Source organism: Bacillus sp. ISL-18 (genome assembly GCF_018613415.1).
GTDB lineage: Bacteria > Bacillota > Bacilli > Bacillales > Cytobacillaceae > Neobacillus.
Genome location: NZ_JAGGQG010000018.1, coordinates 36,204 through 50,074, shown reverse-complemented (window position 1 = coordinate 50,074; position 13,871 = coordinate 36,204). Strand labels below are relative to the sequence as shown.

The following is a 13,871-nucleotide window of genomic DNA, read 5'->3' as shown; positions in this document are numbered from 1 at the left end:
ACTATTTTAAATAAAAAGGCTCTTTTACTATGGTCATTTATCCAATCCCTTCTTCTGCCTCTGAATATCCTATCTAATGAGAATTGGACAAGGAGTTGATATTATGGCAAAGAGAGAGTTTGATAACTTAGGAAATCAAACTTCCTATAGAAGTTCAACGAACGATCATTTGGATTTCTTACGAAACGACGAATTCGATTTTAATTTTATGGAAATGATGGATCACAATAGTCGTAAGCATGAACATACTTCCAAATGTAATTGTGATGGTAAAGATTCAACCATGTGCCAAAAACTAGCCGATATCATTGGAGGAATGGTAATTACCTCAACACCTGTATGTGTTGTTCAACGCCTCCGAAATATCCATGCAACGATTTTAGAGCGACGCACGCAATCCCCACTGGCACTGCCATTTGCGCTTTCATTTGAAGACAATCGAAAGGGTAAAACACTTAACCTTGGTGAGTCTGTGGTGCTTCAAGAAGAAATTAATCCTTTTCTATCTGCATTGAGAAAAAGAGGCTTGATTGTCACTGCCGTGCACAACCACTGGCTATTTGACAATCCGCGCTTAATGTATATGCATTGGGAAAATGTCGGAGATCCAGTTGAATTTGCGAAAAATAGTTTTGAAGCAGCAAGAGAAGCAGGTCTATTTAAATAAGAACAGCCCCCGGTATAGTGGTATTCACCGGGGGGTTTTCTTTTAGCTTGGTTCAAGTCAATTTAGGTATTCAGGATGTTTTTGCGGAGTATCGGAATAGATTTCATCGAAGATATTTTGGCCTGCATCTTGACTCTCATTTTGTTGTGAACTGATGTTCATTAGTTTTTTAAACTCGCCAATGGTTAATGGTTTTGCTTCTTCTTTTAACTCATAGCCTAATTGGCCGTTTGGTTCAATGGTTGCCATTTTGATATCTGCTATTTTTGTAAGGCCCATATTACGCATCCGCATCTCCAACCCATCGACCGTTAATCGTAACTTCTTCAAATTTTTTATATTTAATTCTCCGTTTTCAATAACCATTTTTGATTTTCCCATAATTAATTTTTCAAATCTGTTAAAATGAAGCTGGATATATTCCACTACTATAATGGACACAACAAAAATAACAGCCCCTCCAATGGCTTTCACCATGCTAACTTCTACAATAGGCTCAACGATCATGTGACCAAGAGAAACTATGACGATGGTTTGAGCAAGGGTCATCTGTGAAATCGATTTTCTTCCAGCAATCCGAAGCAGGAATACACCCGTAAAGAATAGTATAAAAGATTTTACGATAAAGGATAAATCCATTCAAAATCCTCCTGTAAATTTCACTTTTACTATTTTTCCCCACTTAAAGGAAATTATGTAAGATTCCTATCTAGGTTATGATTGCTGTTCTAATTAACGGGGGTCAATGTTGAGAAAGGGATCAAGTATTCCATCTCGATCCCAAAACAGGATGGATCCTTTGTGTTAACGATGCCAAAAAAGGAATGGAATAAGCATCCTAGTTTCTTCGAGGTAAGTTATGCTCATTTTCTTGAGAAAAGCAAAAAATCGGGTGAAGTGATCAATTCTTCCTTTATTCCCGCGCCAAAGGAAACAGAACCAAATCATATTCAGGCCACAAACTAAAAACCAGCGTTTGCTGGTTTTTTTGTGTTCTAGGAAATTATAGATTTACTACTTGTGGATATCTTTTTACAGGGTTAGATACGTCCAGCTCCAGCGCCTAGCCCCTCGAGGTCATAAGCCAATCCGTCCAAAAGGTTAAAGAGCAACCTTTCAGCCGGCTCGTCTTATGCTTGTCGGGGCTAACCAAGGCGCTTGCGCTTTTGTTCTTACGTCTCCTCCATGATCGGATAGGGAGTTTTTGAGATCATTTTTTTATTACCAATTTCTTTAAGACCTGCGCGAATCAGCAGGAAAACTACGACCCAAGAAGAGATCATCAAGAAAATCTGCCCAAACGGGAACATCCCTGTTATTGGCGTATCCCAAAGAGCATGCATTAAAACTACTAAGAAAAAGACACGTAAAAATTTAAACTTAACTAACATGCTGAACGTAAAGGGCTGATCGCCTTGGACTCTACAGAAGGCAGCACCTGTCAATGCAGCCCAGGCTACATGTCCGCCGGGAGCCAAAATACCGCGCCAAAGCATGGTGATATATAGATTTTTAGCGTCCCCAGATAACATCGCTCTTAGGGCATATCCCGCTGTTTCAAAAGCGGCAAAACCTGCCCCGACGGCAGCACCAATTAGAAGTCCATTAAGGATAAACCGGTATTTGCGGTATCGAACGAAACTGATGACTGTTATCGCTTTGGCAAGCTCTTCTGCAATTCCAATTGTAATCGGATTAATCGTATGCCTTAGAATATCAAAAAATACGAGGGCTACTAACATGGAGAGAATCCCACCAATAAACACAACATAGATAATTCGATAAAAGGCAATATTTTGTGGAGCATTCATTTCCCAAAAGAAGATTAACGTAGTCAAGGGCACAGCAAAAGCACCGACAATGATAAGTCCAGGGATAAAGTTCACATTTCGGAAATATGCAACGCCTATAAACAAGCCGACGAATGCAATGATCGCAAAAACGAATACCCTGGCAAAAAGCCAAGGCTTTGGCCAAGTATCGGTCACTTCCGTTATTTTTGGTGTGGTAAGTGCAGTGCCAACGATAAATAGCCTCTCTGCCTCTAGTTCACTATGATTTCGGAAAACACGCGAAAAGACGTTTTGAAATTTGGGCTCAACCGAGCGTTCAAATCTCGGAACCATATCTACATAATGGGCAAACTCATAAAATAAGCTGTTATCATCCTCTTCTGTATTCTTCTTAAAGAACTTTTCACCGCAGTTTAAGCAGAATTTTACCCCTTCTGGATTTTTGTAGACACATTGCGGACAGTTCATATTATTTCACCCCTCTAGGTTTACTTCCTGCTGTTTTTTACTTTAAAGACTCGGACCTTACTGGATCTGAATGACAATCTTTCCTTTCGCATGATGGGTTTCACTTAAGGCGTGCGCTTCCCTTATTCCCGCTTCTGTTAATGGGTATTTATGCCCGATTATCACTTTTACTTTTTCATGCTCTACTAATGCTCCAATTTGAGCCAACTGTTCCCCATTTGGTACTAGCCAAACAATACCAGCTTTAATTCCTTTTTCTTTTGCCTTTTGTTGGTTTGGTTCTGACACAATCGAAGCTAATTTGCCGCCTTCTTTTAAAATACTAAAGCTTTTTTCTTGAATTTCTCCCCCTAAAGAATCTAAAACGAAATCAAAGTCAGTCAAAACGGATTCAAAGTTCTCTTTTTTATAATCAATCACCTCATCGGCACCAAGCGATTTTAACAATTCAACATTTGAGGTTCCCCCAGTAGTGGCCACATAGGCACCGGCATTTTTCGCAAATTGGATGGCAAATGTACCGACTCCCCCGGCTCCTGCATGGATGAGCACCTTATCCCCTTTTTTGACTTCACCAAAATCAAATAGACATTGCCATGCAGTTAAACCCGCCAGTGGGATACAAGCTGCTTCATCAAAGCTGATATTATCTGGTATTTTAGCAAGCAGGCGGGCATCAACTGCTGTAAATTCTGCGTAGGTTCCCCGATTGGTCGTATCAGGACGGGCAAACACTCGGTCACCAGGTTTAAACTGATCGACCTTATTCCCTACAGCCTCGATTACACCTGCAGCATCCCACCCTAATATAATTGGAAATTCAAAAGGCATCATTGCTTTTAGGTAGCCTTCACGTAATTTCCAGTCAATGGGGTTAATCGATGTTGCATGAAGCTTGACGATTACCTGGTTGTCACCAGGAATGGGCTGATCCATATCTTTTTCTTTTAATTGCTCTTTCCCGCCATATCGCTCAATAACAATTGCTTTCATTATATACCCCTTCATAAAATTCTTAATTACAGTTAATTTAACCAACTAACACAAATAAAAACAGACGAATTTCTCGCCTGTTTTTAAAAATTCAATCATTCAATTCAAGAGGACGCAAGTTTGCTTCAATTTCTGCCCGTCTTGGTTCTAAAAATGGTGGTAATGCCAGGGTTTGGCCCATTGTTTCCATGGGCTCATCCGTTGCAAATCCTGGTGTGTCGGTCGAAAGTTCAAACAGTATTCCATTAGGCTCTCTAAAATACAGTGCCTTAAAATAATAACGTTCTACCTTGCCAGAACTAGCAATACGGTTGTCCTTTAAACGTTGTACCCATTGATTGTATTCTTCTTCATTTGGTACTCGGAAGGCCACATGATGAACACCACCGCGTCCAATCCGTGCCCGCGGTAAATCCGGTCTTCGTTCAATATGGACTTCCGCTCCGGCACCACCTTCTCCGGTTGCATAAACCACTATCTCAGGGAAGTCCCCTTCAAGAGAAGGATAGGAGCTTACATAACGAAAGCCCATTACTTCTGTTAGAATACCGATTGTTGGTTCAGCAATGCTGATGGTAAGGGTTACAGGACCTAATCCAATAATCGCATGTTCAACTGGTATCTCGCTCCGTTCCCAAGGAACCCCTGAACGTACCCCTTTTTCGCCATTATCTGCAACCAGAATTAAGCGAGTTCCTTCAAAATCACGGAAAGCTAGGGTATCTCGGCCAGCACGATTTTGAATGGAGTCATGTTCAATTCCCAGTTGTTTAAACCGTTCTTCCCAAAACAACAGTGAATCTGTTGTTTTGACCCTTAAGGAGACTGTAGAAATATCTGAGGTTCCCCGATAAGTGTGGCCTAGACCAGGAATATCAAAAAAAGTAACTTCTGTACCTGGTGTCCCCTCGGCATCCGCATAGAAAAGGTGATATGATTCTGTATTATCTTGATTGACCGTTTTCTTAACTAATCTCATCCCTAAAACTTTGGTATAAAATTGGTAATTTTTCTCAGCCTTGCCTGTCAAAATCGATACATGATGCAGTCCTAATAATTGCATGTCAAAAACCTCCCTTAACTGACAATCCCTTTATACCATTGCGCTGCTTCCTCTATCTCTTCTCTGGTTAATTGATGGCCTCGGTTTTCCCAATGAAGTTCGACCGATGCGTTGGCATCTTGCAGCAATGCCTGCAGTTCCTTTGATTCCAGGGGTGAACAAATCGGATCATTTGTCCCTGCTGCGATAAACACTTTCGTTCCTGTTAAATCAGGAAGCTCCACCCTCCTCGGAACCATTGGATGATGAAGAATAGCCGCTTTTAAGGCGTGCTGATAATGAAATAATAAGCTTGCCGCAATATTGGCCCCATTTGAGTAGCCAATGGCAATGATATTATTCCGGTCAAATTCATATTTCTGGGCTGCCTCATTAAGAAACTCGTTTAATTCTTGAGTTCGGAAAACGAGATCCTCTTCATCGAAAACTCCTTCTGCTAGGCGTCGGAAAAAGCGAGGCATACCGTTCTCTAATACATTTCCACGAACACTTAGTATGGAGGCTTCATCATCAATCATTCCAGCCAGTGGCAGCAGATCCAATTCATTTCCTCCGGTACCATGAAGTAAAAGCAAGGTTGGTTTTGCTGGATTTTTTCCTTTTTGAAAAATATGTTTCATTGTTAAAGTCTCCTTTCAAAGTACGTATTCTACTATTGTTTCCAAAAATCATTCGAATTTTATTTCGAAATTAAGTATCTTGAATATGAGATAATAGTAATACATCCAGTTGAAATAGTCAAATAAAAAACACGCTGAGTTTTTTCAGCGTGTTGCTTTGAATCGTGGAAACGAGCCATGTTTAATGACTTGCCACTTTTTCGAGACTGCCAGGCTTGTTATGAACAGCCATTTTATTCATAAGCCTATGACTCTCCGTATTTAACCCTTTAAGGTTTACTTTCACACCATTTTGATGGTACTTAATCACGATTTTATCAATGGCCCCCACAGCGGAATCATCCCAAAGGTGCGCATTGGATAAATCGATGTCAATTTCCTTTATGTTTTCTTTAAAGTCAAACCCATTGATAAAATCGGTGACAGAAGCAAAGAAAAGTTGGCCCGTCACCTGGTAGGTTTTTTTAGTTGCTCCTTTTGCTGAAATACTGGTTACTTTTACTTTAGAAATTTTTGAAGCAAAGAAGATCGCGCTAAGGATGACGCCTACTAAAACACCCAGCGATAAGTTGTTTGTCATAACTACTGTAATAACTGTCATAATCATGACAATCGAATCCGTAATAGGCACCCTCTTAAAATTCTTCAGGCACGACCAATCAAAAGTACCAATCGACACCATAAACATAACGGCAACAAGTGCTGCCATCGGAATTTGGACTAGGAAACTCTTAAGTAAAACGATAAGAGTCAATAAGAATGCACCGGCGATAAAGGTAGACAAACGCCCTCTTCCCCCTGATTTAACATTAATAACAGATTGTCCAATCATGGCACATCCAGCCATACCGCCGAACAAACCTGATACAATATTGGCGATCCCTTGTCCTCTGGCTTCTTTGTTTTTATCACTTTCCGTATCAGTCATATCATCGACAATCGTAGCGGTTAATAATGTTTCTACCAAACCTACAATCGCAATCGAGATCGCATAAGGAAAAATAATTTGTAAAGTTTCCATGTTAATCGGGATATCAGGAATTAAAAATACCGGCAGTGTAGAGGTTAATTCACCTAAATCTCCAACTGTCCGAACATCGCTGCCTGTCATAATCGAGATAACGGTAACCACAAGGATGGCCACTAAAGGAGCCGGAACCGCTTTTGTAAAACGAGGCAGGATATAAATAATCACAAGTGCTAAAGCGACCATTGCATACATCTGCCAGGTAGCCCCTTTGAATTGAACTAATTGAGCTGAGAAAATTAAGATCGCAAGTGCATTCACGAAACCCGTCATCACTGAGCGCGGGACAAATTTCATCAAACGGCCTAGTTTTAAAGCTCCCATGATGATTTGTAGGACTCCTGTCAGGATGGTCGCGGCAAGTAAATATTGCAACCCATGTTCTTTAACCAGAGATGTCATTAATAAAGCAGTAGCTCCAGTCGCTGCCGAAATCATCCCTGGTCGGCCGCCCACAAAGGAAATGGTGACAGCAATACAAAACGAGGCATACAACCCAATCATTGGATCGACACCGGCAATGATAGAAAAGGCAATCGCTTCTGGGATCAGGGCCATCGCCACCACTATCCCGGATAAGATATCCCCCTTGATGTTTCCAAACCATGAATATTTAATTGAACTTAATTTCAAATAAAGCACCTCTCCCTTTTATAACGCTTCCGCTTTTTTGTTTGACTTTCAACTCTCATGAAAGTCGGGGCCGTTGTGAACAGAAAAAGTATAATGGAATATGACAATTTTGTGAAATCGCATGTAAGCGGAGTTATTTAAGGAATGCTTCCATTATCTTTATTTTCCTTGTGGGATCACCAACATTTCAATAATTAAAAAAAGAGGGTTTTTATTAAAAAAAAGTCAAAAAAAGAAAGCGTACATCTTTATACGCTCTCCTTCCATGAATTATTTAGTTAAGATAATCGGACCATCCTTGGTCACAATCAAAGTATGCTCATATTGTGCGACAAAGCTCTCTTCTGTCACATAGGTCCAGCCATCATCTAGTTGAAAAACTTCCTCGTCATGGGTAGAGATAAATGGTTCAAAGGCAATGACCATTCCCTCTTTCAGCAGCCCGTGGTCCGAGGTTTCATTATAATTATAAATATACTCTGGTTCTTCGTGAATGGTCCGGCCAATACCATGCCCGGTAAGGTTCATGATGACCGTTAACCCATTTTGTCTCGCAACCTGATGAACGACTTTACCCATACCGGTAATTCTAGCGCCTGGTTTTACTTTTTTTAAACCTGCTTCAAAGGCTTCCTTGGCAACATCACAAATTTTCGTAAGAATTTCCTCGCCTTTGCCTACTACAATGGAAACACCAGTATCAGCGAAGTAACCATTTTTCGAACCTGAAACGTCGATATTCACTAAGTCCCCTTCTTGAATGACTCGTTTTCCAGGGATACCGTGTGCAACCTCTTCATTCACACTGATACATGTAAACCCCGGAAAATCATACTCGCCTTTTGGTGCGGAAATGGCACCTTCTTTTTCAAAAAGTTCACCGGCGAGATCATCAAGCTCTTTCGTAGTCACGCCTGGAACAGCTCTTCGCACTAATTCATCTCGAATAGATGCCACGATTCGGCCGATTTCCTTTAAACTGTTAAAATCCTCTTCTGTTTTTGCAATCATTGGTCTTGCCCCATTCTACATAATTTAGTTGTCAAAACACCATAACTTAGATTTTACCCGTCCTTACGCTAAAATCCAAGTATGGATGATTGTTCAAATTTTTTTGAAAATGATTCTGACTTTCCCTTCGAGATTTTGTCCGTTGATTAAACCGCTATGAAAAAGGCAAAACAGCTGATAAACTTCCGAAAACTGCCGATAATTTTCTTTCAGTTCAGCCATTCACCTTACCATCAAGGGGTGATAAACTTAACTTATCATGATGAAAAATGAGTGGAGGAATTCCGTAATGCCATCAGAAAAACAAATCTTTCTCGAAAAGATGAAAACACTCGAAGAAGTTTTTTGGTTCAATCCTGCTATCCAAACGGCTCAAAACGGCCTTGAAGACGCTCCGCTCACGTTTGCGGATATTCAAGACGCAGAACAACGATTAAACCGATTCGCTCCCTACATAGCTCGAGTATTCCCTGAAACCAAAGGTACCAATGGCATCATTGAATCCAACTTGGTACCCATTCCTGCAATGAAACAAAAATTAGCGGAGAATTACGCTCAGCCATTTTTAGGAGATTTATGGTTAAAATGTGATAGCCACCTCCCCATTTCCGGCTCGATTAAAGCAAGAGGCGGCATTTACGAAATCCTCAAACATGCAGAGGATTTAGCCATCGAAAATCAACTTCTTAGCAAGGAAGATGATTATACTATTTTAGACAGTGAAGATTTCCGGCGTTTTTTCTCGAACTATTCGATTGCGGTTGGTTCGACTGGTAATCTAGGATTAAGCATCGGGATTATAAGTGCTAAATTAGGTTTTAGGGTAACCGTCCATATGTCAGCTGATGCGAAACAATGGAAAAAGGATTTGCTTAGAGGTAAAGGCGTCCACGTGATCGAATATGAGGCCGATTATAGCAAAGCGGTGGCTTCTGGCCGTATTCAGGCTGAATCAGATCCTCATTGTTACTTTGTAGACGATGAGAACTCAAAGCATTTATTTCTTGGATATGCTGTGGCGGCGATCAGGTTAAAACATCAACTTGAAGAACTTGAAATAAAAGTGGATGAAAATCATCCCTTATTTATCTACCTTCCTTGTGGTGTCGGCGGTGCTCCCGGCGGGATTACATTTGGTTTAAAACAATTGTTCCAAAACCATGTATACTGTTTTTTCGCTGAACCTACTCATTCACCCTCCATGTTACTCGGACTAATGACAGGGCTCCATGACATGATCTCCGTCCAGGATTTAGGAATTGATAATGTTACCGCAGCGGATGGACTGGCGGTTGGCAGACCTTCTGGATTCGTCGGCAGGATCCTTGAGCCCATTTTAAGCGGGGCTTATACAGTCAGTGATGAGGAGCTATTTAAACTTTTAAAGGATTTAGTTGATACAGAAAAAATAAAATTAGAACCCTCGGCTCTCGCCGGGATGATTGGCCCGGTAAAACTGTCGCAGAAAGGCCGCTTATTTTTAAAAAAGGAACATTTGTTAGAAAGAATGGAAAATGCCGTTCATATTGTTTGGGCAACTGGCGGGAGCATGGTTCCTGACGAGATCATGGAACAAGATTATAAAAAAGGCTCCAATCAATAGACTGATAGAAATGGCGTGTCAACAATATCGTTGAAACACGCCATTTTTCTATGTTTTGCTTTTTGGATCAAATATTCCATATTGTGTAGTTAAATCGAATTTCTGCTTCTGTCTTGGGTGATCAACTACCCCTGTATTGACTATTTTTACTAACATTTTCACCGCATCGATAACAAAAGCCCCTTTATTTAACATGATGCAGTTTGCACGAGTCCCATAGGCTGCATCGGTCATTTCTGCACGCGTAGGGATCCCTTTTTTTGTAAGCTTTTCCAGTACACCTGTTGCCCATATTACAGGAGTGTAAGCGGCCGAACAAATGGTTAAAATTTCATCTTGTACATAGGATAAATTTTCTAGACCGACCTCAACGGCCAAGTCGCCCCTTGCCAACATAATACCGAATCTCTTAAAATGTAATCCTTCTAGAATGATTCTCGCCAAATTGTGGACTGCATCCTTTGTTTCAATTTTAGCGACAACACCCATATCCGTCCGATTAAGTATGTTTAATTCTTGCCGCAGCTTTCGTAAATCAAGTGGGGAGTGAACAAAGGATATTCCTACAATATCTGCGTGCTTAGTAATAAACGGTATGTCCGCCAAATCCTTTTCCGTTAAGGCTGGAAGATTTAAACTTAACAGAGAATCTGGTAAATTTAATCCCTTCCCTTCTTTAATCCGAATCGGTTTGAGCGCTGGTGAATCAATCTCTACTTCTACAAATTCTTTAGTAACCTGTGTGACAAATCCACGGATTTTCCCATCATCGATAAAAATAGTATCGTTGACGCGAACATTTCGAAACGCTTTTTCCAGTGTAACCGGTACGCCAGCCGGAGAATTTTCGAAAGCAGGATGCCCACCAGCTTCGGAATTCAAATATAATCGCAGCCGATCCCCTTTCATCACTAAAATAGGAGCAGACGGCAGTTTCCCAACCCGCACCTTGGGACCTGCTAAATCCATATAGATTTTACAATCATTTTTATGATAGTTTCCTTCCAGCCTCAAACTTTTTTCTACATCTCTTATTGCATCAATGAGACCTTTCCATAGATCCGGATCATCATGAGCGCAATTGATTCGAGCAACGTCCATGCCATTACGTAATAACTCCTCTATCTGGCTCGGATTGTCCAAGACTTTAGAATCCACTGTGACCATAATCGCTGGTTGGTTCATTCGGTTCCCGAAAAGCTCATTCGTCCGTTTTGTTGAGATTTTACTTGAATCGTCCGGAGTGGGAACCAGCAAATTTTTTTGCGATGGTAAAGAGATCATTAAATAACCTAATATTTTTTCTAGTGTAAATAAAAGGTGTGGAGGTGATTGCATTAGATCGGCTAGCCCTTTATCCTTAAGTTCTTGACGCAAATTCAGGATGTGCTGTTCCCGAAGTCCTAGATACGAAATCAAATTGTCCCGACACATCCTCGCTTCGTCCTGCAAGTCATGTGGATCCACCAGATGATAACTGGATTGAATGATTTGTTTATAGATATTTTCTAATCGTTGTGCTAATTCTTGTTGGTTTAGCGGGAATTCTACCACATCCCCTTCACATCCTTGTTTCCCGAACTTAATAAGTGTTCCCCTTTATTTACTATTCATAATTGTAAAAAGTGTGTAGGGTGTTTTGGGCAAAAATAAAAACAAGTTTAATGAATGAAAGAACTCTCATCAAACTTGTTTAGATACCCTTATTTCACAAAAATCAGCATGAGCCATAGATACAAACTGATTAAAGTAAAGATCAAGGTTGGCGGTATGACGATTAACGTCACTTTAATGTAGTCAACCCAGGAGATCTTAATTTTGCTTTTCTTTAAAATATGCATCCAGATGAGGGTTGCCAAAGTTCCAATCGGCAGGATAAGGGATCCCATATCACTTCCAATTATATTTGCTAAATACACCGTTTTGATAATCAGGGGGTCCAGTCCCATTTCTGTTAATGCCAAAGTAGAGACCATTAAAGCAGGATGATTGTTAAAAATGTTGGATAAAAAGGCTGTTATAATCCCCATGGTCAAGCTTGCATGTAAGAAGCTGTCTTGTACAAGCGGTTTAAGATTTTGAATTAAATAGGCTGTTAATCCAATATTGTGTAATCCAAAAATGATCACATACATGCTAAAGGCAAAAATTAAAATGTGCCAAGGGATTTTTTTAAGGATATCCGTTGGACTCATTTTTAAATACATCCATCTCCATATCAATAGAATTAACGAGCCGCAGACCGCTACTAATGAAACGGAGACCCCGATAAACGAGGCGGCAAAAAGACTAATTCTTACGATAAAAACGAAAAATAACATTTTCATCATTAGGTTCTTCTGTTGAGTAAATAGGCTTTCAGAATTTTCTTGGAGAGGATGGAATGGACGGTTTTTCTGCAAGGGAATCGAGTACGAATGGAAGCGGATTTGGGATGGGATGTTCTTTTTAAAAACGAGGAACAACAAATAGGCTAAAAACAGTAAACCCAAGACTCCTGGAACAAACATCATTTCCGTTTGAAGATAAAGGTCCATTCCAATTATTTTCAATGCAATCAGATTCACAATATTGCTTACACCAATCGGAGCACTGGATGCAGTGGCGATTAAAGCTCCACTTAAAAGAAAGGGAATTTTTTGTACATTTTTTAGTTTTAAATTATTTAAAATTAAAATCAGGATGGGTGTTGTAATGAGAATACTTCCATCGTTATTAAAAAACAATGTCATTAAAAAGCATAACAGCAAGGTATTCCAATATAAGCGGTAACCAGACCCCTTTGATAGTTTAAGCATTAGTGCTGCGGTCCAGCTGAAAAAGCCGATGCTCTCAAGAACGATTGCCATGACAATCGTAGCTATAATAGTTATCGCAGCTCCTGTTACCTTGGAACTAATGTCAAGCAAGTCACCTGTTGACACACTGCCGCTCAAGAAGACCAGAACCGCTCCAATCGTAGCTGGTATCGCTTCGTTCATATTTTTGGGACGGATGAAGATCATCACCATAGTTAGAATAAAAGCTGTTATCGTAACAATCACCGTCAAATGATGATACATAAAAGTTAATTTACTCCCTTCATTTTGTTTCCTTCCAATTATTTTCGTTTATTCTCTTCTTGTCCTTGCCATATAGTACGTCTAATAAGAAGGCTTGTTCTAAACGAATATCCCGTAATCACACAAATCAGCATTTATCTAGATAAATATTTTTGTACCTAAAAAGTAAATGGCCTAGCAGATTACTTTTAGGCCATTAACTCTGCATATAGGATTTAGGCATTTATGTAGATTGAGATAAAATTGCTTGCATTGAGGGGCTAGGCGCTGTGAATGGACGTATCGAACCCTGTAAAAAAGTTATCTACAAAGTGGTAAATCTATAAATTTCCTAGTACAAAAAAAACCGGTACTTGTAGGAGTACCGGGTTTTTAAATTCAACTATTTCTTACCTTTAGGGCCTTTTGGACCTTTAGCACCTTTTGAGCCTTTACTTCCCTTAGAGCCTTTACTTCCCTTAGAGCCTTTGCTGCCTTGGGAACCCTTACTGCCTTTTGAGCCTTTGCTGCCTTGAGAACCCTTACTGCCCTTTGAGCCTTTGCTGCCTTGAGAACCCTTACTGCCTTTTGAGCCTTTGCTGCCTTGAGAACCCTTACTGCCTTTTGAGCCTTTGCTGCCTTGAGAACCCTTACTGCCTTTTGAGCCTTTGCTGCCTTGAGAACCCTTACTGCCTTTTGAGCCTTTGCTGCCCTGTGATCCATGGCTGCCGGATGTTCCATGGCTGCCGGATGTTCCATGGCTGCCCGATGTTCCGTGGCTGCCCGATGTTCCGTGGCTGCCAGATGTTCCATGGCTGCCTGAAGATCCATAGCTGCAGAATGAACCATGGCTGCCTGATGTTCCATAGCTGCCGGATGAACCCATAGAGCCTTTAGAACCGCCAGTACCCTTTGAGCCTATAGAACCGTCAGTACCTTTTGAACCTTTAGA

General features: G+C 40.5%; 13 protein-coding genes. 3 read left to right on the top strand and 10 right to left on the bottom strand.

Annotated elements, in window-relative coordinates; all coding sequences use genetic code 11:
• The first annotated feature begins 103 nt into the window (after positions 1–103).
• Complete coding sequence (locus tag J7E81_RS23045) at positions 104–667, top strand: DUF1259 domain-containing protein (RefSeq protein WP_308162268.1); 564 nt, start codon at positions 104–106, stop codon at positions 665–667.
• A gap of 57 nt (positions 668–724) precedes the next feature.
• Here J7E81_RS23045 and J7E81_RS23040 read toward each other — a convergent pair whose 3' ends face one another.
• Positions 725–1,306, bottom strand: a complete 582-nt coding sequence (locus J7E81_RS23040; protein ID WP_215045880.1) for a DUF421 domain-containing protein — start codon at positions 1,304–1,306, stop codon at positions 725–727.
• A 162-nt stretch (positions 1,307–1,468) separates the two neighbouring features.
• Between J7E81_RS23040 and J7E81_RS23035 the strand changes: the two genes are divergently transcribed.
• Positions 1,469–1,633, top strand: coding sequence for a hypothetical protein (locus tag J7E81_RS23035; RefSeq protein WP_215045878.1), 165 nt, complete (start codon positions 1,469–1,471; stop codon positions 1,631–1,633).
• 206 nt (positions 1,634–1,839) lie between these two features.
• On the opposite strand, the gene J7E81_RS23030 is transcribed toward J7E81_RS23035, so the two are convergent.
• The 6 genes from J7E81_RS23030 to map all read right to left on the bottom strand — a co-directional run bounded on the left by J7E81_RS23030 (position 1,840) and on the right by map (position 8,275).
• Positions 1,840–2,928, bottom strand: coding sequence for a PrsW family intramembrane metalloprotease (locus J7E81_RS23030; RefSeq protein ID WP_215045876.1), 1,089 nt, complete (start codon positions 2,926–2,928; stop codon positions 1,840–1,842).
• A gap of 57 nt (positions 2,929–2,985) precedes the next feature.
• Positions 2,986–3,921 carry an NADP-dependent oxidoreductase gene (locus J7E81_RS23025; RefSeq protein WP_215045874.1) on the bottom strand — a complete coding sequence of 312 codons (936 nt, stop codon included), beginning with the start codon at positions 3,919–3,921 and terminating at the stop codon, positions 2,986–2,988.
• A gap of 91 nt (positions 3,922–4,012) precedes the next feature.
• Positions 4,013–4,984, bottom strand: coding sequence for a ring-cleaving dioxygenase (locus tag J7E81_RS23020; RefSeq protein ID WP_215045872.1), 972 nt, complete (start codon positions 4,982–4,984; stop codon positions 4,013–4,015).
• A 14-nt stretch (positions 4,985–4,998) separates the two neighbouring features.
• Positions 4,999–5,604: an alpha/beta hydrolase gene (locus tag J7E81_RS23015; RefSeq protein WP_215045870.1), complete on the bottom strand. Its 606-nt coding sequence runs from the start codon at positions 5,602–5,604 to the stop codon at positions 4,999–5,001.
• A 181-nt stretch (positions 5,605–5,785) separates the two neighbouring features.
• On the bottom strand, positions 5,786–7,264 hold the full coding sequence (locus J7E81_RS23010) for a SulP family inorganic anion transporter (RefSeq protein WP_215045868.1): 1,479 nt from the start codon (positions 7,262–7,264) through the stop codon (positions 5,786–5,788).
• 270 nt (positions 7,265–7,534) lie between these two features.
• The gene (map, locus tag J7E81_RS23005; RefSeq protein ID WP_215045867.1) at positions 7,535–8,275 is read right to left on the bottom strand and encodes a type I methionyl aminopeptidase; all 741 of its coding nucleotides are present in this window, start codon (positions 8,273–8,275) and stop codon (positions 7,535–7,537) included.
• A 289-nt stretch (positions 8,276–8,564) separates the two neighbouring features.
• Between map and J7E81_RS23000 the strand changes: the two genes are divergently transcribed.
• Complete coding sequence (locus tag J7E81_RS23000; RefSeq protein WP_215045865.1) at positions 8,565–9,878, top strand: D-serine ammonia-lyase; 1,314 nt, start codon at positions 8,565–8,567, stop codon at positions 9,876–9,878.
• A 48-nt stretch (positions 9,879–9,926) separates the two neighbouring features.
• Here the strand turns inward: J7E81_RS23000 and J7E81_RS22995 are convergent, their stop codons facing one another.
• The 3 genes from J7E81_RS22995 to J7E81_RS22985 all read right to left on the bottom strand — a co-directional run.
• Positions 9,927–11,432 (bottom strand): pyruvate kinase, encoded by a 1,506-nt coding sequence (locus tag J7E81_RS22995; RefSeq protein WP_215045863.1) that lies wholly within the window; start codon positions 11,430–11,432, stop codon positions 9,927–9,929.
• A gap of 149 nt (positions 11,433–11,581) precedes the next feature.
• Positions 11,582–12,940, bottom strand: a complete 1,359-nt coding sequence (locus tag J7E81_RS22990; RefSeq protein ID WP_215045862.1) for an arsenic transporter — start codon at positions 12,938–12,940, stop codon at positions 11,582–11,584.
• A gap of 382 nt (positions 12,941–13,322) precedes the next feature.
• Positions 13,323–13,871 (bottom strand): hypothetical protein (locus J7E81_RS22985; RefSeq protein ID WP_215045860.1); only part of this gene is annotated, 549 nt, incomplete at its 5' end.